The organism is Massilia violaceinigra (genome assembly GCF_002752675.1).
Classification (GTDB): domain Bacteria; phylum Pseudomonadota; class Gammaproteobacteria; order Burkholderiales; family Burkholderiaceae_D; genus Telluria_A; species Telluria_A violaceinigra.
This window is the reverse complement of sequence record NZ_CP024608.1, coordinates 6,581,428-6,608,357: the sequence shown is the minus strand read 5'-3', so window position 1 is coordinate 6,608,357 and position 26,930 is coordinate 6,581,428. Positions and strand designations below refer to the sequence as shown.

Annotated in this window: 25 protein-coding genes; 13 read left to right on the top strand and 12 right to left on the bottom strand. The window is 62.6% G+C overall.

Features of this window, described 5'->3' with window-relative positions; genetic code table 11:
- Window positions 1-184: 184 nt before the first annotated feature.
- The 7 genes from CR152_RS28510 (at window position 185) to CR152_RS28480 (ending at window position 5,641) form a co-directional block, all read left to right on the top strand.
- The gene (locus CR152_RS28510; protein WP_099880647.1) at window positions 185-1,237 is read left to right on the top strand and encodes a DUF5694 domain-containing protein; all 1,053 of its coding nucleotides are present in this window, start codon (window positions 185-187) and stop codon (window positions 1,235-1,237) included.
- Window positions 1,238-1,293: 56 nt separating this feature from the next.
- Window positions 1,294-1,632, top strand: coding sequence for a hypothetical protein (locus CR152_RS28505; protein WP_099880646.1), 339 nt, complete (start codon window positions 1,294-1,296; stop codon window positions 1,630-1,632).
- Between the two features lie 63 nt (window positions 1,633-1,695).
- A complete protein-coding gene (locus CR152_RS28500) occupies window positions 1,696-2,148 on the top strand; it encodes an SUKH-3 domain-containing protein (protein ID WP_099880645.1) in 453 nt (150 codons plus the stop codon).
- A 99-nt stretch (window positions 2,149-2,247) separates the two neighbouring features.
- Complete coding sequence (locus CR152_RS28495) at window positions 2,248-2,928, top strand: haloacid dehalogenase type II (protein ID WP_099880644.1); 681 nt, start codon at window positions 2,248-2,250, stop codon at window positions 2,926-2,928.
- A gap of 126 nt (window positions 2,929-3,054) precedes the next feature.
- Entirely contained in the window at window positions 3,055-3,519 is a 465-nt protein-coding gene (locus tag CR152_RS28490) for a hypothetical protein (RefSeq protein ID WP_157778800.1), read from the top strand.
- Window positions 3,516-4,409 (top strand): tetratricopeptide repeat protein, encoded by an 894-nt coding sequence (locus CR152_RS28485; RefSeq protein ID WP_099880642.1) that lies wholly within the window; start codon window positions 3,516-3,518, stop codon window positions 4,407-4,409. Before CR152_RS28490 ends, CR152_RS28485 begins: the two co-directional genes overlap by 4 nt.
- Window positions 4,409-5,641, top strand: coding sequence for an ATP-binding protein (locus CR152_RS28480; protein ID WP_099880641.1), 1,233 nt, complete (start codon window positions 4,409-4,411; stop codon window positions 5,639-5,641). Before CR152_RS28485 ends, CR152_RS28480 begins: the two co-directional genes overlap by 1 nt.
- A 70-nt stretch (window positions 5,642-5,711) precedes the next feature.
- Here CR152_RS28480 and leuA read toward each other — a convergent pair whose 3' ends face one another.
- The 3 genes from leuA to CR152_RS33390 all read right to left on the bottom strand — a co-directional run bounded on the left by leuA (window position 5,712) and on the right by CR152_RS33390 (window position 8,425).
- Complete coding sequence (leuA, locus tag CR152_RS28475) at window positions 5,712-7,397, bottom strand: 2-isopropylmalate synthase (protein ID WP_099880640.1); 1,686 nt, start codon at window positions 7,395-7,397, stop codon at window positions 5,712-5,714.
- Window positions 7,398-7,781: 384 nt separating this feature from the next.
- Window positions 7,782-8,144 carry a DUF1428 domain-containing protein gene (locus tag CR152_RS28470; protein WP_208640215.1) on the bottom strand — a complete coding sequence of 121 codons (363 nt, stop codon included), beginning with the start codon at window positions 8,142-8,144 and terminating at the stop codon, window positions 7,782-7,784.
- 89 nt (window positions 8,145-8,233) lie between these two features.
- Window positions 8,234-8,425, bottom strand: coding sequence for a hypothetical protein (locus CR152_RS33390; protein WP_157778799.1), 192 nt, complete (start codon window positions 8,423-8,425; stop codon window positions 8,234-8,236).
- 46 nt (window positions 8,426-8,471) lie between these two features.
- Between CR152_RS33390 and CR152_RS28465 the strand changes: the two genes are divergently transcribed.
- On the top strand, window positions 8,472-9,179 hold the full coding sequence (locus CR152_RS28465) for a PEP-CTERM sorting domain-containing protein (RefSeq protein WP_229413673.1): 708 nt from the start codon (window positions 8,472-8,474) through the stop codon (window positions 9,177-9,179).
- Between the two features lie 37 nt (window positions 9,180-9,216).
- Here the strand turns inward: CR152_RS28465 and selD are convergent, their stop codons facing one another.
- Window positions 9,217-10,275 carry a selenide, water dikinase SelD gene (gene selD, locus CR152_RS28460; protein ID WP_099880637.1) on the bottom strand — a complete coding sequence of 353 codons (1,059 nt, stop codon included), beginning with the start codon at window positions 10,273-10,275 and terminating at the stop codon, window positions 9,217-9,219.
- A gap of 29 nt (window positions 10,276-10,304) precedes the next feature.
- Window positions 10,305-11,267 (bottom strand): selenoneine biosynthesis selenosugar synthase SenB, encoded by a 963-nt coding sequence (gene senB, locus CR152_RS28455; RefSeq protein WP_099880635.1) that lies wholly within the window; start codon window positions 11,265-11,267, stop codon window positions 10,305-10,307.
- 36 nt (window positions 11,268-11,303) lie between these two features.
- Here senB and senA point away from each other — a divergent pair, with 36 nt between their 5' ends.
- A complete protein-coding gene (senA, locus tag CR152_RS28450; RefSeq protein WP_208640214.1) occupies window positions 11,304-12,500 on the top strand; it encodes a selenoneine synthase SenA in 1,197 nt (398 codons plus the stop codon).
- Here senA and CR152_RS28445 read toward each other — a convergent pair.
- The 6 genes from CR152_RS28445 to CR152_RS28420 form a co-directional block, all read right to left on the bottom strand.
- Window positions 12,494-13,042, bottom strand: a complete 549-nt coding sequence (locus tag CR152_RS28445) for a DUF2867 domain-containing protein (RefSeq protein WP_099880633.1) — start codon at window positions 13,040-13,042, stop codon at window positions 12,494-12,496. The two genes, senA and CR152_RS28445, sit on opposite strands and share 7 nt — an antisense overlap.
- 201 nt (window positions 13,043-13,243) lie before the next feature.
- Window positions 13,244-15,754 carry an EAL domain-containing protein gene (locus CR152_RS28440; protein WP_099880632.1) on the bottom strand — a complete coding sequence of 837 codons (2,511 nt, stop codon included), beginning with the start codon at window positions 15,752-15,754 and terminating at the stop codon, window positions 13,244-13,246.
- Window positions 15,751-16,128: a response regulator gene (locus CR152_RS28435; RefSeq protein ID WP_099880631.1), complete on the bottom strand. Its 378-nt coding sequence runs from the start codon at window positions 16,126-16,128 to the stop codon at window positions 15,751-15,753. Before CR152_RS28435 ends, CR152_RS28440 begins: the two co-directional genes overlap by 4 nt.
- 12 nt (window positions 16,129-16,140) lie before the next feature.
- Complete coding sequence (locus CR152_RS34460) at window positions 16,141-19,485, bottom strand: PAS domain S-box protein (protein WP_099880630.1); 3,345 nt, start codon at window positions 19,483-19,485, stop codon at window positions 16,141-16,143.
- A gap of 448 nt (window positions 19,486-19,933) precedes the next feature.
- Entirely contained in the window at window positions 19,934-21,340 is a 1,407-nt protein-coding gene (locus tag CR152_RS28425; RefSeq protein ID WP_099880628.1) for a DEAD/DEAH box helicase, read from the bottom strand.
- Between the two features lie 416 nt (window positions 21,341-21,756).
- Window positions 21,757-23,124, bottom strand: a complete 1,368-nt coding sequence (locus tag CR152_RS28420; protein WP_099880626.1) for a transglycosylase SLT domain-containing protein — start codon at window positions 23,122-23,124, stop codon at window positions 21,757-21,759.
- A gap of 483 nt (window positions 23,125-23,607) precedes the next feature.
- Between CR152_RS28420 and CR152_RS28415 the strand changes: the two genes are divergently transcribed.
- From CR152_RS28415 to CR152_RS28400, 4 genes are all read left to right on the top strand, one after another.
- Window positions 23,608-24,177 (top strand): DUF1415 domain-containing protein, encoded by a 570-nt coding sequence (locus CR152_RS28415; protein WP_099880624.1) that lies wholly within the window; start codon window positions 23,608-23,610, stop codon window positions 24,175-24,177.
- 7 nt (window positions 24,178-24,184) lie between these two features.
- Window positions 24,185-24,370, top strand: a complete 186-nt coding sequence (locus CR152_RS28410) for a DUF1289 domain-containing protein (protein ID WP_229413671.1) — start codon at window positions 24,185-24,187, stop codon at window positions 24,368-24,370.
- Between the two features lie 201 nt (window positions 24,371-24,571).
- Window positions 24,572-24,943, top strand: a complete 372-nt coding sequence (locus tag CR152_RS28405) for a response regulator (RefSeq protein ID WP_157778798.1) — start codon at window positions 24,572-24,574, stop codon at window positions 24,941-24,943.
- Window positions 24,944-26,098: a sensor histidine kinase gene (locus CR152_RS28400; RefSeq protein ID WP_099880620.1), complete on the top strand. Its 1,155-nt coding sequence runs from the start codon at window positions 24,944-24,946 to the stop codon at window positions 26,096-26,098.
- 72 nt (window positions 26,099-26,170) lie between these two features.
- Here the strand turns inward: CR152_RS28400 and CR152_RS28395 are convergent, their stop codons facing one another.
- Entirely contained in the window at window positions 26,171-26,677 is a 507-nt protein-coding gene (locus CR152_RS28395; RefSeq protein ID WP_099880618.1) for a DUF1993 domain-containing protein, read from the bottom strand.
- Window positions 26,678-26,930: the final 253 nt, after the last annotated feature.

Below are 26,930 nucleotides of genomic sequence, written 5' to 3'. Positions count from 1 at the left end.
TTCGGCGGGCTTTTTTTTCGTCTGCATTTTTGTTTCAGATTCTTAAGCCAGCAACCCGGGATGGCGATGCCAAGGGAGACATTGATCAAAGTTCGTAGAGCGGGCATACTCAGCTATATAAAGTGTCAATGTTGACGATGGCCTAAGATTGGGCCTTTTAAAAACACACACCGGGGAATGCTGCATGAGCAAATGGAACAGGTGGATCTGGGGATCGATCGCAATATTGCCCTTCGCGGCGCAAGCGCAGATCGACCTGACGACGCTCGATCGCGACATTGCCGGACAGCGGGCGCAAGTGCTGGTACTCGGCACCGTGCACCTGAGATACATGCCGCCAGGCTTCGACCCCGCATCGCTTGAGGGCGTGCTCGGCCGGCTGGCGGCGTTCAAGCCCGACATCATCACCATCGAGACCGAATCGGGCGAGGAATGCGATCTCGCCGCGCGCCACGCTGCCAAGTATGGCGCCGATTATTGCCCCTCGACCGATGCGGCGATGGCGGCCACCGGGCTCGACGTTCCCGCAGCAATCGCCGAAGTCGACAAAACGCTCAAGGCCTGGCCCGCGCAAGCGACACCGGCACAACGGCGGCGTCTCGGCGCGTTGTTTCTGGCGGCGAACGACCCCGCCTCGGCCTATGTGCAATGGCTGCAGCTACCTGAAGCCGAGCGCCGCGCCGGCGACAGCTTGAACGCCGCGCTGGTGGACAAGCTCGCAGACATCGGCAAGCGCAACAATGAGAGTTACCAGTTGGCCGCGCGTCTGGCCGCGCGCCTCGGACTGCAGCGGGTTCACGCCATCGACAACCACACCGGCGACCGCATCGATGTGCCGGACATCAAGGCATTCCTCCGGCCGGTCGAGGCGGCTTGGGCCGTGGGCGGGGCGGCGCTGAAGGAGCGGCAGCAACAGGAGAAGGCCCTGTCGCAGGCGCCCGACCTGCTGCCGCTGTACCGCACCATCAACGAACCGGAAGGTCTGCGGGTGCTTGCCGAGGCCAGTGTCGTTCCGGCCATGCGCGCCAAGTCCGCGGAAGGTTATCCGCAGATGTGGGTCGCCGGCTGGGAAATCCGCAACCTGCGCATGGTGGCGAACATCCGCGAAACCTTCCGCGAACGCCCCGGCGCGCGCATCCTTTCCATTGTCGGCGCCTCGCACAAGCCATGGTTCGACAGCTGGCTGGGCCAACTGCAGGGAGTCGATATCGTCGGCGTTGCGGGCGTGCTGAAGTGACGCGATGAAAGAGACGGACCGAGTACAAGAACGGCACTGCGCCGGGAGGGCGGGTAATGCAATTTATCCGTAGCGGCGATGCTTATCAAGTCGCCCGGATAACCGGGCCGCAGCATAATCTGTTGGGGATCTCGCTCGGCGACGGCATGGATGCGGTGGACGTCGTGGCGCTGCCAATCAGGGCGGGCGAGCATGTCCGCGTCGACCCGAACGATGTCCTCGCTCAGGTCATGGCGGGCTTGCACACCGCGAACCATGCGCTGGAAAAACGCTACGCGATCTCGCGGATACTGTTCGTTCCTTCCGATACGCCGTCACCGTCCGTCTATGCATTGCTCACGGTGGAGCTGATCCGGAGGATCGACCAGCAGGGCGAATTCCTGGTCTTCGATTAGCTGCGATCAACCGTGCCGCCTTGGTGCGCAGGCGACGGACCGAAGGCAAACGGGTTGTTGAACATGAATATGCAATTTGAAAAACCGACCTTCGATTTGTTGAGGAAAATGGGATGGACTGAGCATCGCGCAGTCGACCCGGCGCCTTTTCTTGCATGTCTGCTCGCGGACGGCTATGCACTTTTTCCGAAGGTGAAGCCATTTTTCCAGCGTTTTGGCGGACTCGGCGGCGATATGCCTGCCTACCGGGTCGCGGGTGCGTTCGATCGCATCGATTTTCACCCCGAGCACGCGATCAGCTGCACATGCCGCGAGCAGGTGAGCGCCTATGAAGCGCGCGTGCACCAGAAATTGGTGGTGATCGGGATGGCATATAACAGGCACATGACGCTGCTCCTGTCCGACAGCGGGCGGATGTATGGCGGCTACGATGATTTCCTGTGCCTGATCGGAAACGATGTGCACGACGGGATCAGCAATCTGTTCGAGCGGCGCCGGATGCCGGAAGTCATGTAGTCAAGCACCTCCCTGTTCGATTCGATACAACAGCGCTCGCCGCATCCGCATGATTTCTCCCCGAGAATGGTACATTGACTGTACAGACGAGGAGTGCCCATGCAAAAAATCCACGCCATTATCTTTGACCTGTACGGCACCTTGTACGATGTGCACTCGGTGGCGCACGCCTGCGAGGACGCCTATCCCGGCCACGGCGCCGCCATCGCGCGCCTGTGGCGCCAGACCCAGATGGACTACACCTGGCTGCGCAGCCTCATGGAACGCTACGCCGATTTCGAGACCGTCACCGAAGACGCCTTGCGCTTCACCTGCGCCAAGCTGGGCCTGGCGCTGCTGCCCGGCACCGCGCGCCAGCTCAGCGACCAATACCTGCACCTGAACCCGCACCCCGACATGCCGCCCGCCCTGCGCCGCCTGCGCGACGCCGGCGTGCCCATGCTGATCGCCTCGAACGGCTCGCGCCGCACCATCAGCCAGGTGGTGTCGAACTCGGGCATGAAATGGGCCTTCGACCAGTTTGTCAGCGTCGACGACGTCGAAGTATTCAAACCGCACCGCAAGATTTACCTGCTGGCCGAGCAGCGCGCCGGCCATCCGCGCGAAAACATCCTGTACGTCTCCGCCAACGGCTGGGACGCGAGTGCGGCCAGTTTGTTCGGCTTTCCGGTATGCTGGGTCAACCGCGATGGCGGTCCGCTCGAAGAACTCGGCGCCGCGCCCACCGTGGTCGTGCCCGACCTGGCCGCGATGGCCGACTGGATGCTCGCTTTGCGCTGACAGCCGCATCGGCCGGATTACTGGAAGGCGGCGCGAAACTTGCGTATGATGCGGATTCTGTTTCGCGCCACCATTTCGCGCCACCATTTCGCGTCACCATTTATTACTTACTCCATCCAACACGCCATGCGCGAAAGCTTGCTCACTCCGTCGCTCTCGCCCTCCGCGGCACCAACGGCCAACCTGTATTCGGTGCAATCGTCCTTCGTGCTCGCGTTTTTCGGCGGGCCGTTTGCGATCATCCTGTATTCGGCGCTCAATTCCTGGAAGCTCAGGCGGCCGCTCGACGCGCTGGTCTATCTGGCGGGAATGGCGCTGGCGGTGTCCTTCCTGGTCGCCTTCATGACCGCCTATGCGCCGCTGATGCAACTGATTAATGTCATCGGCAGGAGCGCGGCGGAAGCCTTGTGGCGCGCACTGGCGCTGGCGCTGATGGGGATCGTGTATCTCCTGCACCGCAAGCATCACCGTTCCGCCGCCTTGTTCGCCAGCACGACGCCATCGCCCTGGATTCCGGCCATCGCCTGCGCGTTGCTGGCGTACGGCATGAAAAAGGCGCTCGAGTATTACCTCCTGGCAGGCAACCCATGAACGACCAGAGTGTATTATCGGCGCGTGACTACAGCCGGCGCGTGCAGGGCCTGATCGAGCGCAACCGCTATGCGCAAGCCCGCGACGAGCTGGGCGAGGCGCTGGCCCAGCATCCCGACGACAGCGACTTGCTGTATGGCGCGGCGCTGGTCGATTACTTGACCGACAAACCGGACGACGCGCGCGAAGCCTTGCTTCGCGTGCTCAGCCGCGAGCCCGACCATTACGCGGGACGTTCCCTGCTCGCCACCCTGTATCAGGAAAGCGGAGAACTGCCTGCGGCCGAAACGGTGCTGATCGACTTGCTCAGGGACTATCCCGAGTCCGGCCATCATTACGCGCGCTACGCCATGCTGATGTACCGCACCATGCACCTCGAGAAGGCCAAGGCGCTGGCGCACGAAGCGCTGCGGCTCGATCCGGACGACGAACTGGCCCTGATCGCCTGCATGATGGGCGACTTGATCGACGGCCGCAAGGGTGCCGAGCAGGAACGCCTGGCCGCCTTGATGGGCCGCCATCCCGAAAGCGCGGGCACGGCGCACATGCTGATCACCCATCTGGTGCACCGTGGCAAATACCGGGCCGCCAAGCGGATTGCCATCGAACTGCTGAAACTCAATCCAGGCTCGCGCGAGATCCTCGAACTGGTGGTCGAACTCGACGCCCTGAGCCACTGGAGCATGCTGCTGCTGTGGCCGTTCAACCGCTGGGGCTGGGCGGCGTCGGTCGTCTTGTGGGTGGTGACGGTGGCCGTGTTCAGTGGCGCCGGCAAGATTGCCCCGCACATTCTCGGACCGCTCAATATCTTCCTGATCGGTTATTGTGCGTACTCCTGGATTTTCCCTCCTTTGCTCAAGCGCTGGCTGAAACGCCGCGCAGGAATTTGATGACCATGACTATGTCGCGTGAACAATATGAAGCGTCGCTGGTGAGCGATCCGTTCAACTCCGCCACCCGGCTCGCCTATGCCCGGCTGCTGCTCGATGAAAACGATGCGGCCGCCGCGCTGGTGCAGTTCGAGCTGGCGGAGCGTCAGTCGCCCGGTGCGGCGGCGCTGAGCGGCAAGGCGCAAGCCTTGCTGGCGCTGGAGCGCAACAGCGATGCGCTGGCCGCGTACGGCCGCGCGCGCCAGCAGGATGGCTTTGCGCCGGTGCCGGCGCTGGAGCAGTTGCAGCAGAGTGCGCGTCCGGCATCCGGTCCGGCGCTCTCGCTGGTGGGGCAGAGCGCCAACGTGGTGCCGCTCAAGCCGCAGGCGCCCGACCTGGTGCGTTTTTCCGATGTGGGCGGCATGGAAGAGCTGAAAAAGATGCTGCGCCTGCATATCATCGAGCCTTTCCTGCGGCCTTCGCTGTTTGCCAAATTCAAGAAGCAGGGCGGCGGCGGGATTTTGCTGTACGGCCCGCCAGGCTGCGGCAAGACCATGATCGCGCGTGCCATTGCGAACGAGTGCAATGCCTCGTTTGTGTCGGTCGGCATCAGCGAAGTGTTGAATATGTGGATGGGCGAAAGCGAGCGCAACCTGGCGCAATTGTTCGAGAAGGCGAGGGCGCAAAAGCCCTGCGTGCTGTTTTTCGACGAGCTCGATGCACTGGCGTTCTCGCGTTCCAAGGCGCAGAGCGAGCACAGCCGCACCATCGTCAACGAATTCCTGTCGCAGCTCGACGGCTTCGAGCGCGACAACCGCGACGTGCTGTTTCTGGCGGCAACCAATATGCCGTGGGATGTGGACCAGGCCATGAAGCGCACCGGGCGCTTTGCGCGCCAACTGTTCGTGCCACCGCCGGATGCCGAAGCGCGCAAGCACATCATCAACATCAAGCTGCGCGATGTGCCGGTGGAAGGCGTGGATGTGGATGCGCTGGTGGCGGCGACGCCGCATTTTTCCGGGGCCGATATCGATGGCGTGATCGACCTGGCCAAGGAGAGTGCGATTCATGACATTCTGGCCGGGAATCCGGAGCGGCCGATCGGGCCGGGCGATATTGCGTATGCGCTCGATACGATGCAGCCATCGACGGTGGAGTGGCTGAAAACGGCGCGCAATCTGGTGCGCTATGCCGGCAGCGACGACAGTTATCGCGATGTGGAGAAGTATTTGAAGAAGACCAAGTTTATTTGATCCCACCTCTCGTCGGTTCCGCCAATGGTGGAACCGACGAGACTTGGGGCGTGTGCGAAAAGAACTGGGCTTAGCCAGCCACCGCCACTTCCTGCTCCGCCCTCACCAGTTGCCGGTTTACCGCACTGAGCACCGCCTTGAACGACGCCGTCACAATATTGCTGTCAATCCCCGCCCCAAACATGGTCGGGCCATTGGCCAGCCGCAACTCCACATAACACGCCGCCTTTGCATTCGCGCCCGAGCCGATCGCGTGCTCGTGGTAATCCATCAGCTTGATATCGAGCCCCAGCGCATTCACAAATGCATCGATCGGCCCATTCCCGCCACCTTGCAAGCTCAAACTCGCCTGACGGTGCGCCAAAGTGATGTCGATCTGCACCGGCTCATCGCTGCTGCTGTCCTCCACCATCTTGTGCGCGCTATACGCATACGGGCTGGTCTGATCGAAATATTCGCTGCAGAAAATTGCGTGAATCTCCTTCGCGGCGATTTCGCGCCCGCTGGCGTCGGCCACCGCCTGCACGGCGCGGCTGAACTCGATCTGCAAGCGGCGCGGCAAACTCAGGCCGAATTCCTGTTCCAGCAGATACGCCATCCCGCCCTTGCCGGACTGGCTGTTGACGCGGATCACCGCATCGTAGCTGCGCCCCAGGTCGGCCGGGTCGATCGGCAAATACGGCACTTCCCACAAGGCATTCGGCTTTTGCTGGGCAAATCCTTTTTTGATCGCATCCTGGTGCGAACCGGAAAACGCCGTAAACACCAAATCGCCCGCATACGGATGACGCGGATGCACCGGCAACTGGTTGCATTCCTCCACCACCTGGCGCACGGCATCGATGTCCGAGAAATCGAGCCCCGGATGCACGCCCTGGGTGTACAGGTTCATCGCCAGGGTCACGAGGTCGACATTGCCGGTGCGCTCGCCGTTGCCGAACAGGCAGCCTTCAACCCGGTCGGCGCCCGCCATGATGGCCAGCTCGGCCGAGGCCACCGCCGTGCCGCGGTCATTGTGCGGGTGCACGCTGATAATCAGCGAATCGCGCCGTGCCAGCTTGCGCGACATCCACTCGATCTGGTCGGCATACACATTCGGCGTGCTGCATTCGACGGTGGATGGCAGGTTGATGATCATCTTGTTGTGCGGCGTCGGCTGCCACACCTCGCTGACGGCGTCGCAGATATGCTTGGAGAAATCGAGCTCCGTCGTCGAGAACGATTCCGGCGTGTACTCGAACGCCCATTCGGTTTGCGGATGCTGCTTGACCAGTTGCTTGACCAGTTTGGTGCCGCTGACCGCGATCTCGGTGATCTGCTCGCGCGTCATGCCGAACACCACCTTGCGGAATACGGGAGCGACCGAGTTGTACAGGTGCACGATGGCGCGCCGCGCACCCACGCAAGAGTCGACCGTACGGCGGATCAATTCCTCGCGCGACTGGGTCAGCACGATGATGGTGACGTCCTCGGGGATGCGGTCTTCGTCGATCAGCTTGCGCACGAAAGCGAAGTCGGTCTGCGAGGCGGACGGAAAGCCGACTTCGATTTCCTTGAGGCCGATCTGGACCAGCATCTCGAAAAAGCGCAGCTTCTTCTCCGGGCTCATCGGCTCGATCAGGGCTTGGTTGCCGTCGCGCAGGTCGGTACTCATCCAGATCGGCGGATGGGTAATGGCGCGGTCGGGCCACTGGCGGCCGGACAAATTGACTGGAGGGAAGGCGCGGTATTTCGACGACGGGTTCTGCAACATCATGGTGTTCTCCTGAGACTAAAGCGGATAAGGGCCGGGCGGCGGTGTGGCGACGGGCTGCCGGGCGGCCACGGAGTCGCTAGGCCAGGCAACCGATCGGTAGCTTTAGCAGTAGAAACAAGGTGATGGAGACAGGTGCAAACATCGGGTCGGACTTTCCTGGGATTTTACTGGCTTACAACTCGCCGGCGGGGGAGCCGGGCGGCGCACTGCGGGTGGATTACGCGCGTGCAGCTAGTAGCGTCGCTAGCGATAGCGCGCCAGCGAGCAGGGGGAAAGACGACAGATGCAGGGAGGAAGACATGAGTTCACTGTACGTCAGGGCGCGCCGGCTTGTCAAGCGCTCAGTTGCACGCCGACAAACCGCCCTCGCCATACCGTGGCGAACTACAAATCGAGAAACATGTCGAAGCCGCCGTAAATCATGCGCTTGCCGTCGAAGGGCATGTCGGTCCCTTTCATGAAGTCGGCCATGCGCGGGTCTTTCATGACCTTGTCGTTGACTTCATCGCGGTGAGCGCGCGATTCATACACGATCCAGGAAAAGACCACGGTCTCGCCGGGCTGCAGGTTGACGCTCTGGGGAAACGACGTGAGTTTGCCCGGCTTGACGTCATCGGCAATGCATTCGCGGTACTGCAGCGCGCCGTGTTCGCGCCAGATGGCGCCGCAGGTCGCCGCCATGGTGCGATAACTTTCGATGTTGCTGGTGGGGAGGGGAAGTACGAAACCGTCGACATACGCCATCATGTTCTCCTGGAGATGCACAAGGTGGAACCGCACAACCGATCATACCCGTCCCGTATTCGCCTGCCCGCACGGTACCCTGAATAAAATTATCAACGTTGCATTTTGCCCTCGGCCGGCGGCATTCCCGCAAATCGCATTGCCTTTTTGCCGACACCAGTGCAGTAAATATCTTGTTGTTTGAATAAATACGTGTGGAAACCTTGTAAAATGGCATTATATTTACCAGCGTCCCGTTTGTCTGCCGCGGAGCCGCGGGCTGGCACAGGCGGCACTTCAATCATTCAAGGGATGTTTATGCGTTTTGTAACTGTTGCAATGGCTTTATCGATGGCGAGTGCGCTCGCTTGCGCCGCCCCGGCGAGCGCTGGCACGGCCGTCGTGGGCCAGAATCTGATCGTCAATGGCGATGCTGAAGCGGGCGCGGGCTCGACCGACGGCGGCACGGTGCCGGTTCCCGGCTGGAACGTCACGGGCGGCCTGACCTCGGTCGTATACGGCGCAGGCGGCGGCTTCCCGTCGCCAGGCGATGCCGGCCCTCAGAACCGCGGCAAGAATTTCTTTGGTGGTGGCGTCAACACGGCGGCTTCGCGCGCGATCCAGGTCATCGACCTGAGCGCTTTCAGCGGCGCCATCAACGCCGGACAGTCGCAATTCAACCTGTCCGGCTGGCTGGGTGGCTACGCTACCCAGGGCGACAATGCAACCCTGAGCGCCGTGTTCCGCGATAGCACCGGCCAAGCCCTGTTCAGCACCAGCCTGGCACCGGTTACCCCGGGTGAGCGCGGCGGCCGTACCGGCATGGCGTATCGCGACAGCCTCGGCCTGATTCCAGTCGGTACCGCGCTGGTCGACATCGTCCTCGACATGCGCCGTGTCGAAGGCAGCTACAACGATGGCTATGCCGACAACCTGTCGTTCTCGGTTGCCGCCGTGCCGGAACCAAGCAGCTGGGCCATGCTGGGCGCCGGCCTGGCCATGCTGGGCTTCGTCGCACGCAAGCGCCGCAAGTCGGCATCGGGCACCTCGGCCGCTTGATGTAACACCGAGGCTGGCCAGGGCCAGCCTTATGCCCTTATGCCGCCACTTGCACGCGCGGCGCGCCCGCTGTCATCTCGCCGATGACGGCGGCGCTCTCGAAGCCTTCGCGCGCGAACAGCGCCAGGATCTCGTCCACGCTGCCCGGGTCGCACGATACCAGCAGCCCGCCCGAGGTTTGCGGGTCGGTCAGCAGCATGTGCTGCGCGCTGCTGATGCTCGGCGACAGCGTCACATCCTTGCCGTAGGCATCCCAGTTGCGTCCCGACGCGCCGGTGAAGTAGCCATCGTGCGCGAGCTGTTCCACGCCGGGCAGCAGCGGAATCTGCGACATTGTCAGCTGCGCCGTCAATTGCGAGCCGCGCGCCAGTTCCAGCAGGTGGCCCAACAGGCCGAAGCCGGTAACGTCGGTCAGCGCATGCACTCCTTCCATTTCCGACAGCGCCTTGCCCGGCTTATTCAGCTTGGTCGTATTGGCGATCATGGCGGCGTAGCCTTCTGGCCCCAGCACGTCTTTTTTGAGCGCCGCCGAGAGCACGCCCACGCCCAGCGGTTTGCCGAGAATGAGCACGTCGCCCGCACGCGCGTCCGCGTTGCGCTTGACCTTGGACGGATGCACGAGGCCCAGCACCACCAGCCCGTAGATCGGCTCGACCGAATCGATGGTGTGGCCGCCGGCGATGGGGATGCCCGCTTCGGCGCACATGGTTTCGCCGCCGCGGATGATCTGGCCGATGGTCTCGAGCGGCAGTTTATTGATCGGCATGCCCACCAGCGCGAGCGCCATGATCGGCGTGCCGCCCATCGCGTACACGTCGGAGATGGCGTTGGTGGCGGCGATGCGGCCGAAATCGAACGGGTCGTCGACGATCGGCATGAAGAAATCGGTGGTGGCGATCAGCGCCTGCTCGTCATTGAGCTTGTAGACGGCAGCATCGTCGGCGGTCTCGATACCGACCATCAGCTCCTTGGGGACCGGGAAGCCGGTCGAGTTTTTCAGGATCTCGGACAGCACCCCGGGCGCGATTTTGCAGCCGCAGCCGCCGCCATGCGAAAACGAGGTGAGTTTGATGGGCGTTTCTGGGGCATTGCTCATGGTCGGTGTCCGTTTCGGTAAAAGGCAGGTCAGACCAGATTATCCACCAAGTCGAGCACACAGGCCCGCTCGTGCTCCGGCGCGAACAAGGGCGCGCGCGCGTCGCACTGGCGCCGCAGCAGCGCGTGGAAGGCCTGGTCGCCGATGCAGCGTTCGATCAGGCGCGCCAGCCCGGGCGCGTCGCCCGGCGCGAAGTAGCCCGCGTAATCCTCGCCCAGCATGCCGCGGTTGCCGCTGATATCGCTGGCCAGCACCGGCACGCCGCAGGTGACCGCTTCGATGATGACGTTGGCGCCGCCTTCCATGTGCGAGGCGATCACCATGGCGTGGCTGCGCCGCAGCCGCTGGCGCGTGGCGGCGTGCGCCATCGCGCCCAGCCAGCGGTAACGCGGCGTGGCCGCCTGCGTGGCCTCGGCGAGCGCGCCCAAGGCCGGATCGAGCGCGCCGCCGATATGCAGCAGGCGCGCCTTGGGCACCAATACCAGCGCGGCCGCGGCCATGAAGGTGCGCGGGTCTTTTTCTTCGCGCAGATGGCCGATCATGACGATGTCGATGAAGCGGCGCGCCGCGCCATGGGGCAAGGGCGCCAGCGACGGCGCGGACTGGTGGATCACGCAGGCCCTGGGGCGCAGTTCGGGTGCCAGCAGGGCCAGGCCGTCGGCCTGCAGCAGTACCAGCCTGTCGGCGTGGGCCAGCGATGCCTGGGCCGCGGCGTCGGTGGCGATGTCGCGATACAGATCGGTGCCGGTCAGTACCAGCACGCGCGCACGGTCGGGGAAAGCGGCGGCAAAAGCGGCCAGCGGGGCCGCCGAGCGGCGCGCATGCAGCGCGATCATCAGGTCGGGCGGGGGCGCGCCTTCGTCCCAGCCGGGGGCGATCGTCACGCGGCAGCGCGCGCGCAGGAAATGCGCCCAGCGGCTGGCGGTCTGCCAGTTGCCGTTGTTCTCCCGCTTCGATGCGGGACTGACGATCAGCACGCGTGGTCGCTGCACCGCGGCTCCTTGAAAAAGTCGTTACAATTGGCTGCTATGAGTTCAATCACCGCATCCTTCCGGCACGCCAAGCCGCAGCAATTGGCCGAGGCGCTGCAGAGTGCGCGCAATTATACGCTCAGCCTCTTCGACTGCTTCGCCGGCGCGGGTTTCGACAGCCTGTCGCGCGTGCCGCATATTGCCACGATCAATCCGCCGCTGTGGGAACTGGGCCACACCGCGTGGTTCGCCGAATGGTTCATCCTGCGCGAGGCGACGTCGAGCCATCCGGCCGATGCCCAGCGCGCCTCGCTGCTCACGCAGGGCGACGACTGGTTCGATTCGAACCTTGTGCCGCACCGCTCGCGCTGGACGCTCGACCTGCCCAGCCCCGGGGCGCTGAAGACCTACTGCCATGAAGTGCTCGATCGTACCCTCGACAAGCTCTCGCGCGAGGCGGGCACGGACCAAGCCCTGTACCCGTACCGCCTGGCGCTGGCGCACGAGGACATGCATGGCGAAGCCTATCTGTATTCGATGCAGACCCTGGGCGTGGCGGCGCCGGCGCAGCTCACGCGCGATGAAGCGGTCCATTCGCAGGGCGCGGAAATCGCCTATCCCGGCGGGACCATCGTGCTGGGCGCAGGCCAGGAGGGCGGCTTCGTGTTCGACAACGAGAAGCAGGCGCACCCGGTCTACGTGGCGCCGTTTCGCATCGATGCGGCTCTGGTGACCAATGCGCAGTTTGCCGAATTCGTGGCCGACGGCGGTTACCAGAACCGCCAGTACTGGAGCGCGGCCGGCAGCGCGTGGCTGATGCGCCAGGAGCGCTCCTCGCCGCGCTACTGGCAGCGCGACGGCGACCAGTGGCGCACCATGCGCTTCGGGCGCTTGTCGACGCTGTCGGCGGCCGAACCGGTGCGCCATGTGTGCCTGTTCGAGGTCCAGGCGTATTGCGCATGGGCGCAGCGGCGCTTGCCCAGCGAAGCGGAATGGGAGTACGCGGCGCTGTCAGGGCAGGCGGGGTTCCGCTGGGGCCAGTTGTGGGAGTGGACCGGCACGCCGTTCGAGCCGTATCCGGGATTTGCGCCGGACCGCTACCGCGAGTATTCGCAGCCGTGGTTCATGACCCATCAAGTGCTGCGCGGCGCGTCGTTTGCCACGCCGTCACGCTTTGGCTCGGCGCGCTTCCGCAATTTCTTCATGCCCGAGCGCGATGATATTTTCTGCGGATTTCGCACCTGCGCCTATTGATGCGCGCCAGCCTCGGGCCATCCGACGCGCGCCGCGCTGCGCAGACTGGCTTTGACGACGGCGCGGTGAAAGGGTGCAATGACGCGCAGGTAGGTTCGTCCCAGCAGGTTGTGGCAGTGAACCACCGTTGTCATGGTCAGATCGCGCCTGTTGTCCGGCGCTGATCCGCCCGCGCACAGAATCGAGATCCGGAAATTGAGGTGCTTGTCGTCTTCCCCGACCACGATCTCGGTCGCGTTGGTGCTGTAGACTTTGAAGATGCCAACGCGGGAAGGCTCCGTTTCACTGGCGATTTTCGCCAGCTGCGCGGCCGTTTTCAGACCCAGGCCGACGACGATCATGTCGCGCACACGCAGGAGGTGTCCGATCCACGCGGGCTGGTGCGCGAAGATGAAACGGGCCAGCACATCCGGGTCGTTTGATGCGCCCGACGGCAGCCGGATCGCAAATGCATCAGCCAGGTTCACCGATGCAAAGGCGTTGTTGACGCTGGAGTGCGCGGGGAGCGCAACGGCGGTTGCGAGCGTGAATTCATTCGGCATGCGGGTACTCCCGTGGTTGAACGAGTTAACCAGGTATTAAGATTAACGTTTTATCCATGCGAGTATGCCTCGTTAACGTCATTCGAGCAATATGCCGCCACGCGCTCCTCGCACGCAGCGCCTCGTTCGCCCAAGCTGCCGCGGCGTGCGCACCATCGATCCACGGCCAGCAACGGCGTGAGTCGACTGGGCTGTGCGCTGTCATGCGATCGCCATGAACTGGCGGAAGGCATCGCGCACGTGATCGCGCAGCAGGTTGTTGTCCCACGGCTTGGTATAAAAACGAAAAATCGCCCCGCAGTTGACCGCCTTCATGATCGATTCCAGATCGGTGTTTCCCGATAGGACGATACGAAATGTCTTCGGATACAGTTCCTTGACCTTGTCCAGGAACTCCGTTCCGCTCATGGCCGGCATGCACTCGTCGCACAGGATGACCTGCACCTCGTTCAAGGCCAGCATGTCGAAGCCTTCCGCCGCCGAGCGCGCGCACAGGATGTGGTAGCCGTCGCGGTCGAACAAAGTGGCCAGGATGTCGAGCATGAAGGGGTCGTCATCGATGATCAACAAGGTCTTGCGGGGCTGGTCGGCGCCGTCCGGCGGCGCCAGGCTCTGGTCCTGCAGCAGCATGTCGGTGACCTGATCGGCGGGCAGGGGGCGGCTGAAGTAATAGCCCTGGATCTGGTCGCAATGGTGGCGCCGCAGGTAGTTGAGCTGGGCGGCGGTTTCGACGCCTTCGGCAACGACGTCGAGCTTGAGACTGTGGGCCATGCTGATGATGGCCAGCACGATGGCCGCATCATCGGGACTGGTGGTGACGTCGCGGATGAAGGCGATGTCGATCTTCAGTTTATCGATGGGAAAACGGCGCAGGTAAGCCAGGCTGGAGTAGCCGGTGCCGAAATCGTCGATGGAAATCCGCACCCCGTGCTGCTTGAGCCTGTGCAAGATCTCGGTGGTGCGCTCGGTATTGGCCATTAAGGACGTCTCGGTCAGCTCCAGATCGAGCAGCTCGGCCGGAATGCCGTGCCGCGCCAATCCCTTGATGATGTCTCCATCCAGGTCGCCCTCCGCAAATTGTCTCCCGGAGACGTTGACGGCCACCTGGATCGGAGCAACCGGCGAACGCAGCCACAAGCCGATCTGGCGGCACGCCTGGGCCACGACCCAGCTGCCGACTTGCACGATCATGCCCGTCTCTTCCAGCACCGAAATGAATGCATTCGGCGGGACCATGCCATGGCCGGGGCGGTCCCAGCGCAGCAGCGCTTCCAGACCGGCGACGCGCCCGCTGTTGAGGTGCACCTTGGGCTGATAATGCAGCACGAATTCCTCGTTTTCGATGGCCTTGCGCAAGGCCGTTTCGAGCGTCAGGCGGGCCAGCACGTCGGCGTTCATTTGCGCGGTGAAGAAGCGGTAGGTGTCGCGCCCGGCGTGCTTGGCCTGGTACATCGCCGTATCGGCGTACTTGATCAGCGTATCCGGATCGGATGCGTCGTCCGGATGGACGGTGATGCCGATGCTGGCGGTGATGGTGACTTCGTGCCCGCACAGGATGAATGGCGCGCGCAAGACGTCGCGGATCTTTTGGGCCATCACCACCGCGCCCTGCTGGCCATCCTGCATGATCAGGATCAGCGCAAATTCGTCTCCCCCCAGGCGGCCGACCGTGTCGCGCACGCGCACGCACTGCATCAGGCGGTTGCTGAACTGTAACAGCAGCTCGTCGCCAATCGCATGGCCCAGGGTGTCGTTGATATTCTTGAAATTGTCGAGGTCGAGGAACATGACCGCGACCAGCGCGCCGCTGCTGCGCGCCAGCGCCAGGGTGCGCTGCAAGGTGTCATAAAATAGCGTGCGGTTGGGCAAACCTGTCAGGGGGTCGTGATGGGCCAGGTGGGTCAGGCGCATTTCCGCTTGCTTGCGCTCGGTAATGTCGCGCATTACCACCACAATGGTCCAGTCGTTACCGGAGCGCAGCGCCTGGCTGTTCACTTCCACCTGCACGCTCGAGCCATCCTTGCACGTCATCATCATTTCCCGCTGGTCGCGGTTGGCGCCGTCGACAATGAGTGCGTCATACTGGCACTCCAGCGCAGCGCGGCTCGTCTTGACCAGTTCGGTTGGCCCCATGCTCAGCATGTCCGCGCGCGAGTAGCCGAGCAAATGGCATGCTGTCTCGTTGACCTCGCTAAAGCGCATGCTCTCGCGGCTGATCAGCATGATGGCATCGGCGGTGGCGTCCATCGCGGTGCGAAAGCGCTGCAGGTCGACCGAGCGCGCCAGCACCTGGCTCTCCAGCCTGGCGGTGTGGTCCTGCAGGTCGCCGTACGCTTTCAGGCGCAGCAGGTTGCGCACCCTTAACCATAGTTCCGCCCGGTCGACGGGTTTGGTCAGGAAGTCTTCGGCCCCGGCGTCCAGGCCGGCCAGGCGCGCGGTGCGCTCCATGTGCGCTGTGACCATGATGATGGGAATGTTGGCGGTGGCCGGATCGGCCTTCAGGATGCTGGCGACCCGGTAGCCATCCATGCCCGGCATGGTAATGTCGAGCAGGATCAGGTCCGGGGCCGACTCGCCGACGGAGGCCAGCGCCTCCTCGCCGCTGGCCGCGCCGCAGGTGCTGTAGCCCTCGGGCTGCAACAGTACCGCCAGCAGGCGCCGGTTTTGTGCTTCGTCGTCGACGATCAGGATCGTGGGTGCGCGCAGCGTCATGGTATTTCTCCCGGGGGCAGCAAGGCGTCGATCGCCGCGTACAATTCCTGATGGCGCAGCGGCTTGGCGATATAGGCGTCGCAGCCGGCGCTCTCGCTTTTCGCGCGGTCTTCCTTCATCGCCATCGCGGTCAGGGCGATCACGGGGATGGTGCCGGTGCCGGCATCCTGTTTCAGCAGCGCGGTCGCCGCCAGCCCGTCCATGCCGGGCAATTGAATATCCATCAGGATCAGGTCGGGATTATCGGTACGCGCCATGGTCAAGCCGCTTTCGGCGTCGGGGGCGCACAATACCGCATGCCCGGCATGGCGCAGCAGCAGCGAGGCCAGCTTCATGTTGGCCGCGTTGTCTTCAATGATGAGGATCCTTGCCATGGCCGGTCGTCCCTAATGCGCGAGCAGGGCGCGCCGCACTTCGGCGACGAAGCGGGCCTGGTCCAGGCCGCGCTTGTCGGCGTTCTGCGGCCCGCCCGCCTGGGCCGCCGCGCCGACCAGGATCGGGATGCGCGCCGTGGCCGGGTTGCGCTGCAGCGCCTCGGCCACGTCGATACCGCTCAGGTCCGGCAGCATCAGGTCCAGCAGGATCAGGTCCGGGCGCATGTGCTGGGCCAGGAAAATGGCGTCGCTTCCCGTGTAGGCGCGCACCACCGCATACGCGGGACTGGGCAGCAAGCCGGCGATGGCTTCGACCGCCTTGGGGTCGTGCTCGACCACCAGCACCGTACGGGTCCGTTCCAGCGATGGCTGCAAGCCCAGGCCGCTCAGCGAGGCTTGCAACTGGGCGTGGCTGATCGGCTTTTGCAGCATGGCGGCGGCGCCCCCGGACAGGGCCAGGTTGGCGTCGGCGATGCCCGAAACGACCACCACCGGCACCCGCGCCAGCGCCGGGTTCTCGCGCAGGCGCTGGAGCAACTGCCAGCCATCCATGCCCGGCAAGCGGATGTCGAGCGTGATCAGGCTCAGCGCCTGCCGTGGCGCCATCGCCAGCGTCTGCTCGCCGCTCGCCGCGCGCAGCACGGTAAAGCCTTCGGCTTCGAGCAGCAGGCGGGCCAGTGCCGCGGCCTGGTCGTTATCTTCCACCACGAGTGCGATGCGCTCGGCCGGGCCGGGGCGCGCGGGGGCTATGGTATCGGGCGCGGGCGGCGCTGCGGCGCCGTGGAGCGCGGGGCGCGCCCCCGGCACCAGCGTGCGCAGCGGCAGCCAGACGGCGAAGCGCGATCCCTCTCCCGCGCGGCTGGCGACCGCTACCGTGCCGCCCTGCAGCTCGGCCAACTGCCTGACCATCGCCAGGCCGAGGCCGGTGCCTTCGAATTTCCGCGCCAGGCTGCTGTCGATCTGGCTGAAGGCCTGGAACAGGGTCGCCATGTCCGGCTCCGAGATCCCGATGCCGCTGTCGCTGACGCACAGTTCCAGAAAATCCTTGTACTCGTTGTCGGCAAGGGGGAAGCCATGCACCGGCCAGTGTCCGGCAAGATGGCCGACGGCGCGGCGCGGCACGCGCCGCGCGTGCAAGGTGACGGCGCCGCCATTGGCGCTGAATTTGACGGCATTCGAGAGCAGGTTGTAGACAATTTGCTTGGTCTTGCGGATGTCCAGTTGCGGCATGCCCAGGTCGTCGCCAATCTCCAGGCTCAGCGCGATGTTCTGGGCCGCCGCCTTTTCGCGCACGATGGTCAGGCTGTTCGGCAGAAGGCTGTGCAGGTCGACGGCATCGAGTTCGAGCGCCATCATGCCGGCTTCGACTTTCGACAGGTCCAGGATGTCGTTGATCAGCGAGAGCAAGTGCAGGCCGCTGTTGAAAATGTCACCGGCGCATTCGTGTTGCAGGGCGCTGGTCTGGCCCAGAAAACCGTCCTTGAGCGCCTCGGAAAAGCCGATGATGGCGTTGAGGGGCGTACGCAACTCGTGCGACATGGTGGCCAGGAATTCGGACTTCATGCGGCTGGCGCGTTCCAGCTCAATATTTTTCACTTCCAGCGTGTGCTCGAAACGCTTGCGCTCGGTGACGTCGCGCGCGGCGGCGAACACGCCCTGCAGCTTGCGGTCGCGGTCGTGGAAGGTGGCGGCGTTGTACGAGACCACGGTTTCGGCCCCGTTGAGGGCGCGCACCGTCAGTTCGTAATCGGTCACCTTGTTTTCCTGGAGCACGCGCTTGATGGCCGCGTCGGCCTGGCTCTGGTCGGTAAAGAACTTCTTGCTTGGGGCGCCGATCAGTTCATCGCGGGTGCGCCCGGTGAGGGCGACCATTTGCTGGTTCACGTCCGAGATGATGCCTTGCGGGTCGGTCATCATCAAGGCGTCGAGATTGGACTCGATCAGCGAACGGGTGTAGAACTGCTGGTCGCGCAGGCGCTGGTCCAGCAGCGCCTGCGCCGCCTCGACTTGCTTGCGGGCGGTATTGTCGGTGCCGATCAGCAGGTAGCCGATGATGTCGTCGTGGGCGTCGCGCAGGGCGGTGACCGAGACGATGGCCGGAAAGCGGCTGCCATCCTTGCGCACGTAGGTCAGCTCGTAAATATCTTCAATGCCGCGCGATGCCTTGAACACCAGCGCTTCGAAGCCGGGCGTGATCGGCGTTTCCAGCTCCAGGCTGAGGGCCTTGGCGCGCGCGATCACTTCCTGGGGATCGGAGATATCGGCCGGAGTGATCGTGTTCATCACTTCGAGCGCCGTGTAGCCCAGCATGCGTTCGGCCCCGACGTTGAAAATCTGGATGACGCCCTTGGCGTCGGTGGCGATACTGGAAAAATTGGCGCTGTTGAAAATGGCGCTCTGCAGCGCGCCGGCCTTGAGCAGCGCCTCTTCGGCCTGTTTGCGCGCGGTATTGTCGGTGCCGATGAGCAGGTAGCCGATGATGGCGTTTTGCGCGTCGCGTAATGCGGTCACCGAGACCACCGCCGGAAAGCGGCTGCCATCCTTGCGGAAATAGGTCAGCTCGTAAATGTCTTCGATGCCGCGCGAGGCCTTGAACACCAGCGCCTCGAAGCCCGGCGTGATGGGCGTGTCGAGTTCCACGCTGAGGGCCTTGGCGCGCACGATCACTTCCAGCGGATCGGAAATGTCGGCCGGCGTGATCTTGTTCACCACGTCGAGTGCGGTGTAGCCCAGCATGCGTTCGGCCCCGACGTTGAAGATCTGGATGACGCCCTTGGCGTCGGTGGCGATGCTGGAGAAATTGGCGCTGTTGAAAATGGCGCTTTGCAGCGCGCCGGCCTTGAGCAAGGCCTCTTCGGCCCGCTTGCGCGCCGTATTGTCGGTGCCGATCAGCAGGTAGCCGATGATCGCATTGTGATCGTCGCGCAAGGCGGTGACCGACACGAGCGCCGGGAAGCGGCTGCCATCCTTGCGGATATAGCTCAGCTCGTAAATATCTTCGATGCCGCGCGAGGCCTTGAAGACCAGGGCTTCGAAACCGGGCGTGATGATGGTGTCCAGTTCCAGGCTCAGTTCCGCTGCCCGTGCGATCATTTCCTGCGGATCCGAAATGTCGGCAGGCGTGATGCGGTTGACGACGTCGAGCGCGGTATAGCCGAGCATGCGCTCGGCGCCGACGTTGAAAATCTGGATGACTCCCTTTTCGTCGGTGGCGATGCTGGAGAAATAGGCGCTATTGAAAATGGCGTCCTGTAAAGCACCTGTCTTGAGCAAGCTTTCCTGGCGCTTGAATTCAATATTTCCGTCAGTAATTAATTTATGCTCGATCGTGCCGATGTCAAACCCGGGCGTATGCATGTGCGCTTTCGCGTGAACGACTTATGATCAGTCTGTGGCACGAAATTGGCGCACTCGCAACTGCAGAACAGGCTGGCCGAGAGGCTGGAAAAGGTACGTTGCCGACGCGGCGAGGAATGTCAATACAAATAAAGTATAGCAGTTACTAAGCTATGCAGCCGGGAAAAACGCAGTTGTACGACAACAAGAGGCCGGACCGCGCGCTACGTGCCGCATTGCGATCCGGGCGCGATCGCGGTTGGAGACGGCGTTCGGGGCTGACGCCGGGGCGCGCCGGCAGATGCACCGGCAGGCGGGCGGCGGCGACGCCCTGGGCGCCCCTGCCGCCGGATCGATAGTCGAGACGCAAACAACGGCGTTGAAAACACGGAAGCCTCCGCGAGGGGAGGCTTCCGTTTGTTACTGTCCGGCAAGCGCCGCTTGCGCGGCACGCCGACCGGGTCGACGATTAACGGTCGCCGTACGAGCTGCGGGTACGCTCGGAAGCCGGACGCGGGTTCGAACCCTTGTAGCCGCCGCCGGTGGCGCCTTCCTTGCGTGGGGCTGCGCCCGGTTTGCTGAACGTACGCTGGCCTGGCTTGGCGCCGCCGCGGTTGTCGCCTGGTTTCCAGGTGCCTGGACGGGCAGCCGAACGTGGCGCCGACGCGGTTTTCTTCGGCTCGAAGCCTTCGATCACGTTGACCGGGATGAGCTGCTTGGTGAAGCGCTCGATGCGCTTGACGTTCATGCCTTCAGCATGGTTCACCAGCGAGATCGCCAGGCCATTGCGGCCGGCACGGCCGGTACGGCCGATACGGTGCACATAGTCTTCAGGGAACTTCGGCAGGTCGTAGTTGAACACGTGGGTGATGTTCGGGACATCGATACCACGGGCGGCAACGTCGGTCGCGACCAGCACGCGGACCTGGCCGCGGCGCAGGCCGTCCAGGGTACGGTTACGGGCGCCCTGGTGCATGTCGCCATGCAGTGCCGCTGCCGAGAAACCGGCGATGTTCAGGCGGTCGGCGATGGTGTCGGCGTCACGCTTGGTGGCGGTGAACACAACAGCCTGGTCCAGCGTTTCGTCGCGCAGCAGATGGTCGAGCAGGCGGTTCTTGTGCGACAGGTCGTCGACGAAGTGCACGCGCTGCACGATGTTTTCGTGCTTCGATGCCGAACCGGCGATCTGGATGATCATCGGGTCGGTGGTGATGCGGCGGGCCATGTTGCCGACCATGCCGTCGAGCGTGGCCGAGAACAGCATGGTCTGGCGGTTCGCCGGCGTGGCGGCGATAATTTTTTCGATGTCGTCGATGAAACCCATGTCCAGCATGCGGTCAGCTTCGTCCAGCACCAGGATTTCGAGTTCCGAGAAATCGATCTTGCCCGATTCCATATGGTCGATCAGACGGCCAGGGGTAGCGACCAGAATTTCCGGGTTGCGTGCCAGCAGTTGCATCTGCTTAGGATAAGGCATGCCGCCCAGGATCGACACGGCCTTGATACGGCGGATCTGGGTGCCGTATTTTTCGGTCGCGCTGGTCACTTGCAGTGCCAGTTCGCGGGTCGGGGTCAGCACCAGCATTTTAGGCTGTGCAGCTTTGAAACGTGGACGCTCGCCGCGGGCACGCGCATTCTGCGCTTCCTGGGCTGCGTTCTTGGATGCCTGCGATTGCTCGGCAACGGCAAATTTGTGAAGTGCTGGCAGCATGAATGCTGCGGTCTTGCCGGAACCGGTCTGCGACGATACCAGCAGGTCGCGGCCGCTGATGGCGGCAGGAACAGCTTGCTCCTGAACTGGGGTCGGCACGGTGTAACCGGCATCGGTTACTGCTTTTACGATAGACGCGTGGAGGCCTAATGCTTCAAAACTCATTATGTTCTTTTCTTTCGGTATAGATCAGCGCCCGAGCACATGCTCCGAGCGCAAAATAGCAACGCCAACCAACACAACGAAATGACTCAGGATGAAAGAAATTTCGGCACAAAAGCTTTGCGCCGGGACGGTGTCAGGTGCGACACACAAGGCGGGAGGGCTTTATTGAGGGTATCCGTGGGATACGCCTAGGCTTGCGAAGCTGCTAGTTTTACTTCTTTGTTACTGCTAAGGGCCATCGCTTCAGTCTGATTGCGAGAAACGTATTGCAGCGCACAAACAACACTATACAGTAGTTTCACTGTAGTTGTATAGGTAAATCCGAATAGTGTGTATCAAAAAGCTGGATTTACCGGGGAAGTCTTGGTAGATAAAGCGGCGTGGCGGGCGCACCGGGATGCGCCCGCCAGCGGCGATCAGCCGCCGCGCCGTTTGTAGCGCGACGTTTCGTTGGCTGCCGTCTTGGCGTTGCGCCCGGACACGCGCGTTTTCAGCTCGGCGACCTTGCCCTTGATGCGTTGGGCGTTGGTCTGCTTTTCGGCGCGCCCACCGCGGCGGCCGGCGCGTTCGGCTTCGAACGCCATGACCGCGTTGTCGACGACGTGCTCGGCGATATCGTTGTGCACCGAGGTCGAGATTTTCGGCACCAGGATGGTGGAGCCGGCCTTCAGGCGGGTTGCCGCCGGAATATTGTTGGCCTGGCGGATCACTTCCGGCGTGGTGCCGAAGCGCGACGCCAGCGACGCGATGCTGTCCTTGGCGCCGGTGATCTTGTGCGTGGTCCAGGTCGACAGGGCACGGCCCCATTGCGACAGATTCAGGTGGAACTTCTCCGCATTTTCCTGTGGCAACAGAATCTTGGTCTGCTCGCCGCCGGTGATGACCGGGCGGTTGAACTGCGGATTGAGCGCCTTGAATTCCTCGACCGACAGTTCGGCCAGCTGGGCGGCGATGGTCAGGTCGATGTCGCTGGTCTTGTCGACCGTGGTGAAGTAGGGCGTATTGTCGATCACCGGCAGCGATACGTGGTACTGGGCCGGGTTGGCGATGATGTTCTTGACCGCCTGCAGTTTCGGCACGTATTCGCGCGTTTCTGCCGGCATGTGCTCGTACAGGCTTTCGTAGTCGGTCGGCTTGCCGAGCGCCTGGTTCTTCTTGATGGCGCGCTGGACATTGCCTTCGCCCCAGTTATAGGCGGCCAGGGCCAGCGGCCAGTCGCCGAACATGCCATACAGGCGCTGCAGGTAGCTCAGCGCGGCATCGGTCGAGGCCAGCACGCCGCGGCGCTCGTCCTTGAACATGTCTTGCTTGAGATTGAAATCCTTGCCGGTGCCGGGCACGAACTGCCACATGCCGGCGGCGTTGGCCTTGGAATAGGCTTGCGGATTGAAGGCCGATTCGATAATCGGCAGCAATGCCAGCTCGGTCGGCATGTTGCGCTTCTCGAGTTCCTGGACCACGTGGAACAGGTAACGCGAGGCGCGCGCCGAGGTGCGGGCGATATAGTCGGGACGGGTGCTATACCACTTGACGTGCTTGGTAACGAGCTCGTTGTCGATGTCGGGAATGGCGTAGCCGGTGCGGATACGGCCCCAGACATCGGCTTCCTTGTATTCATCTGCCTTGACGGCGGGGAAGGGATGCAGTGGGGCTGGTGCAGGCTTGACCGTCGGGGCGAGCGGCGCAACGTTGGTTGAGACGGAGTCGACCGCGTGGCTGAGCGCAGGCGCGAGCATCAGAACGAGGACTGCAAGTGAAGTGGTATTGCGTGTCGTTTTTTGCATAGCGTTCCATTGTTGGGTCCGAAAACTGCTGGACAGACGAATAGATAAGGTCGGAGTGTACGTACCACTTATCGTTTGAGTCAAGTCAAATGTATGTGTGCGCGGCAAATATTTTGATAACACTTTCGACCAATATTGTTGCATCGGAAAAGACCAATTGCCGGGAGTATGCCTTAAAAGTTCCAGGATACTATCAGTGTATGGACGGGGTCGCTTGAGATACACCCAGGGGGTATGCATGATGTTCTCCTATGGCAAGGATGCGCGGGAGAGCGCTGCGCGGGGCCGGCGAGGGCGGATGCGGCAGGCCCGCGAACAATACCAAAACCGGGGCGTCGCCGGTGCTGGCCGCGAACCGGGCGTCGGCCTCTAAACTACTCGCACGCGTGGGCGCACCTATGAGGTGGCGCAAAGAGTGCGTACAATTTGGTTTTTGCGCGGGCGCTTGCGTCTCGCGCATTGTCTATTACTGAAAGCATCCGCATGAGCACCCCCAATCTGAACGCCGATGATGACCAGATCATTGCCGCTACCCAACAATGGCTGGAAAAAGCCGTCATCGGACTCAATCTGTGTCCGTTCGCCAAGGCTGTTCATGTGAAAAAGCAGGTGCGCTACGTCGTTTCCAGCGCCACCACGCCGGAAGTCTTGCTCGAAACCCTGATGAATGAACTGCAACTGCTGTCCGATACCGACCCGGAAGCGATCGACACCACCCTGCTGATTCACCCCTTCGTGCTGGGCGACTTCCTCGACTACAACGAATTTCTCGACGTGGCCGATGCCGCGCTGGAAGACATGCAGCTCGACGGCGAACTGCAGGTGGCCAGTTTCCATCCCCAATACCAGTTCGCCGACACCGATATCAACGATATCGGCAACTTCACCAACCGCGCGCCATACCCCATCCTGCACCTGCTGCGCGAAGACAGCATCGAGCGGGCGGTCGAGGCATTCCCGGAAGCGTCCGAGATTTTCGACAAGAATATTGAAACCATGGAAAAGCTCGGTCACGAAGGCTGGGATGCGCTCGATGTCGGCCCCGCCAAGTGAGGGCGCCATGAAGCCGCCTGAACGGCCGGACACGCCCTGTGTCGCCGTCTGCTCGACCACCTTCGACGAGATCTGCCGCGGCTGCGGGCGCAGCGTGGTGGAAGTGGCGCACTGGGTGTCGATGAGCGAGGCCGACAAGGAAGTGGTGTGGGTCCGTATCCTTGCCCAAGGCTACCCGCGCCGCAATACCTGATGTGCAATCGGGCCAGCGACGGCGCGCGGCGCTGTCCCTTCCTCTTTTCATCCTTGTCGCATGTCTCAGGCATCCCAATGTTCGGTACCGAACGGATATATTTCCAATAGGAAGTGAAAATTGAGGCGGGTCAATTCTGGCTCATTGCCGACGCCTCGGCGGAGACCCAAGGCGCGAGGGGAATTAAGCATGATACTAATAGTGGACGACGATGTGGGCATGGCAGAGACCTGCTCGATGTTCCTGGAGGCGCATGGGTTCGACGTCAGTATCGCAGCCAGCGGCGCTGAAGCGCTTTCCAGGCTCGGCGGCGCGCCGCACACGCTGCTCATTTCAGACTGTGCCATGCCTGAAATGAGCGGCGTGGAGTTAAGCGAGAATCTGAAAGCCGATCCAGCGACGGCACGCCTTCCCATCTTGCTGATGAGCGCCTCGTTGCGGTGCGATATCGCCAAAAGCACGGCCTACGATGCCTTCCTGCGCAAACCGTTCCTGGCGGAAAACCTGCTGATCGAAGTGCGCAAGCTGCTCAAGGGCGTCAACCCGGTGCGCAACGATTTCAGCGAGGTTTGAATGCGCTTATCAGAATTTATCCTCGGTAATCTTGACCCCATCCTGGCGGAGTGGGAAGCGTTTGCGGCCACGCTGGCGCCGCTCGAAGATGCCGACCGCATCGAACTGCGCGATCACGCCACCGAGGTATTAAAAGTCATCGCCACCGATTTGGATACCCCGCAAGCCGAAAGTCAAAGCATTGCCAAGTCGCAGGGCCTCGCTCCAGTCGCCGGAATCGACACCGCCGCCGAAATTCACGCGGCCGCGCGCATGTCGTCCGGTTTGAACAGCGATCAGGTGATGGCCGAATTCAGGGCGCTCAGGTCGAGCGTGCTGCGCTTGTGGGCGCGCAGCGTGACCATCACGACTGCGGACGAAATCCAGGACATGGTGCGTTTCAATGAAGCGGTAGACCAGGCGCAAAGCGAATCGATGGCCCGATATTCCAAGCTGCTGCGCGATGCCCAAAGCCTGTTCCTGGCCATTCTCGGCCACGATGTGCGCTCGCCGCTCGGCGCGGTGAGCATGGGCGCCCAAGTCCTGCTGCATGACCAAACCTTGCCGTCGAAGGTGCTCAAGGTGGGCCTGAGGATTTTCAACAGTGCGAAACGGGTGGACGAGATCGTGCGCGATCTGCTGGACTTTTCCACGTCCCACCTTGGCGGTGGGATTCCCATCGATCCCTACACCGTCGATCTCGATCACATATGCCTCAATGTGGTTGAGGAAGCGCGGACATTTCATCCCGACCGTCGGATCGAGTTCGTTTCCGAGGGCAATCTGACTGGCAGCTGGGATGGGCCGCGCCTGGCCCAGGCATTTGCCAACCTGATCTCGAATGCCATCCAGCATGGCAAGGAGGAAGGTGCCATCCGCATCGCGATTAACGGATGCCGGCCGGAGGTTGTGTTCGAAGTGAAAAACGACGCCGATGCGATTCCCCCGGCCAAATTGAGAACGCTATTCGATCCGGTAAAAAGCTTTGCCATCCGCCCGCCCAGCGAGCGCAGCATGTCCAGGGTGCAAAACCTGGGGTTGGGCTTGTACGTCGTGAAAGAGATTGTAAGGGCGCATGAAGGCCAGATTTCGGTCACTTCCACGAGGGAAACCGGGGTGACATTCACGGTCAGTCTTCCCCGCCTCACGCCGCACCGCAGGAATGGCGACGGCTAGCGCGGTTGCGCATGCGCAGGATGGCCGGCAGGGGAGCCGCGCGGCTCCCCAGACTAACTATATATATACGGCTTAAAACGAGCCGATGAAATCCTTCTTGCCCACTTCCACGCCGTTATGGCGCAGGATCGCGTACGCGGTCGTGGCGTGGAAATAGAAGTGCGGCAGCGCGTAATGCACCAGATAGACCTGGCCCTTGAAGTGCTTGGCGTTGGCGCCGCTGCTGGTGCTGATGTCGCGCTGGGCGCTCGCTTCGATGCCGTCCTGCGGCAGGCCGTTGATGAATTCCAGCGTCTTGGCGATGCGCTCTTTCAGGTCGGCGAACGTCTGCTCGGTATCTTCATAGCGCGGCACGTCCACGCCTGCCAGGCGGGCGCAGCAGCCCTTGGCGAAGTCGGCCGCGACCTGGACCTGGCGCAGCAAGGGAAACATGTCCGGATACAGGCGCGCCTGCAGCAGGGCGGCCGGTTCGATCTTCTTTTCGGTGGCGTGGGCTTCGGCCTTGTCGATGACGGCCGACAGGCTGGTCAGGATCTGCTTGAAAACGGGTACCGAGGCGTCGTACATGGAAAAAGTCATTGGGAATCCCTTTTAGAAAAGTGCTGCGATGATAGCAAGTCGGCGGGATTCGCGCTGAGCGGCTGTTCATTTGCATTTGCCAACGGATGAGACGACATCTTTGTTGACAACTACCGAGCGACCGAGGCATTGACCGACATACCAGGATCAGCTGCATGGCCGCCTTGGCGTCAGCAATAAGGTCAACTGTTTTCATCTCCCCGTCTGTAAAACGCCTCATCGGCCCGTGCCGTTGGTGACTTGACGAGAGCTT

What these genes read in the sequence shown, in the direction of transcription:
- CR152_RS28500 (WP_099880645.1), top strand. Translation starts at nt 1,696, where the DNA reads ATGAATATGCAATTTGAAAAACCGACCTTCGATTTGTTGAGGAAAATG.
- CR152_RS28505 (WP_099880646.1), top strand. Translation starts at nt 1,294, where the DNA reads ATGCAATTTATCCGTAGCGGCGATGCTTATCAAGTCGCCCGGATAACC.
- selD (WP_099880637.1), bottom strand. Translation starts at nt 10,275, where the DNA reads ATGAGCAATGCCCCAGAAACGCCCATCAAACTCACCTCGTTTTCGCAT.
- CR152_RS28410 (WP_229413671.1), top strand. Translation starts at nt 24,185, where the DNA reads ATGAAGCCGCCTGAACGGCCGGACACGCCCTGTGTCGCCGTCTGCTCG.
- CR152_RS28435 (WP_099880631.1), bottom strand. Translation starts at nt 16,128, where the DNA reads ATGGCAAGGATCCTCATCATTGAAGACAACGCGGCCAACATGAAGCTG.
- CR152_RS28495 (WP_099880644.1), top strand. Translation starts at nt 2,248, where the DNA reads ATGCAAAAAATCCACGCCATTATCTTTGACCTGTACGGCACCTTGTAC.
- CR152_RS28415 (WP_099880624.1), top strand. Translation starts at nt 23,608, where the DNA reads ATGAGCACCCCCAATCTGAACGCCGATGATGACCAGATCATTGCCGCT.
- CR152_RS28470 (WP_208640215.1), bottom strand. Translation starts at nt 8,144, where the DNA reads ATGATGGCGTATGTCGACGGTTTCGTACTTCCCCTCCCCACCAGCAAC.
- CR152_RS28510 (WP_099880647.1), top strand. Translation starts at nt 185, where the DNA reads ATGAGCAAATGGAACAGGTGGATCTGGGGATCGATCGCAATATTGCCC.
- CR152_RS28395 (WP_099880618.1), bottom strand. Translation starts at nt 26,677, where the DNA reads ATGACTTTTTCCATGTACGACGCCTCGGTACCCGTTTTCAAGCAGATC.
- CR152_RS28445 (WP_099880633.1), bottom strand. Translation starts at nt 13,042, where the DNA reads ATGCCGAATGAATTCACGCTCGCAACCGCCGTTGCGCTCCCCGCGCAC.
- CR152_RS28465 (WP_229413673.1), top strand. Translation starts at nt 8,472, where the DNA reads ATGGCGAGTGCGCTCGCTTGCGCCGCCCCGGCGAGCGCTGGCACGGCC.
- leuA (WP_099880640.1), bottom strand. Translation starts at nt 7,397, where the DNA reads ATGATGTTGCAGAACCCGTCGTCGAAATACCGCGCCTTCCCTCCAGTC.
- CR152_RS34460 (WP_099880630.1), bottom strand. Translation starts at nt 19,485, where the DNA reads ATGCATACGCCCGGGTTTGACATCGGCACGATCGAGCATAAATTAATT.
- CR152_RS28425 (WP_099880628.1), bottom strand. Translation starts at nt 21,340, where the DNA reads ATGAGTTTTGAAGCATTAGGCCTCCACGCGTCTATCGTAAAAGCAGTA.
- senA (WP_208640214.1), top strand. Translation starts at nt 11,304, where the DNA reads ATGAGTTCAATCACCGCATCCTTCCGGCACGCCAAGCCGCAGCAATTG.
- CR152_RS33390 (WP_157778799.1), bottom strand. Translation starts at nt 8,425, where the DNA reads ATGATTGAAGTGCCGCCTGTGCCAGCCCGCGGCTCCGCGGCAGACAAA.
- CR152_RS28480 (WP_099880641.1), top strand. Translation starts at nt 4,409, where the DNA reads ATGACCATGACTATGTCGCGTGAACAATATGAAGCGTCGCTGGTGAGC.
- CR152_RS28400 (WP_099880620.1), top strand. Translation starts at nt 24,944, where the DNA reads ATGCGCTTATCAGAATTTATCCTCGGTAATCTTGACCCCATCCTGGCG.
- CR152_RS28490 (WP_157778800.1), top strand. Translation starts at nt 3,055, where the DNA reads ATGCGCGAAAGCTTGCTCACTCCGTCGCTCTCGCCCTCCGCGGCACCA.
- CR152_RS28420 (WP_099880626.1), bottom strand. Translation starts at nt 23,124, where the DNA reads ATGCAAAAAACGACACGCAATACCACTTCACTTGCAGTCCTCGTTCTG.
- CR152_RS28485 (WP_099880642.1), top strand. Translation starts at nt 3,516, where the DNA reads ATGAACGACCAGAGTGTATTATCGGCGCGTGACTACAGCCGGCGCGTG.
- CR152_RS28440 (WP_099880632.1), bottom strand. Translation starts at nt 15,754, where the DNA reads ATGACGCTGCGCGCACCCACGATCCTGATCGTCGACGACGAAGCACAA.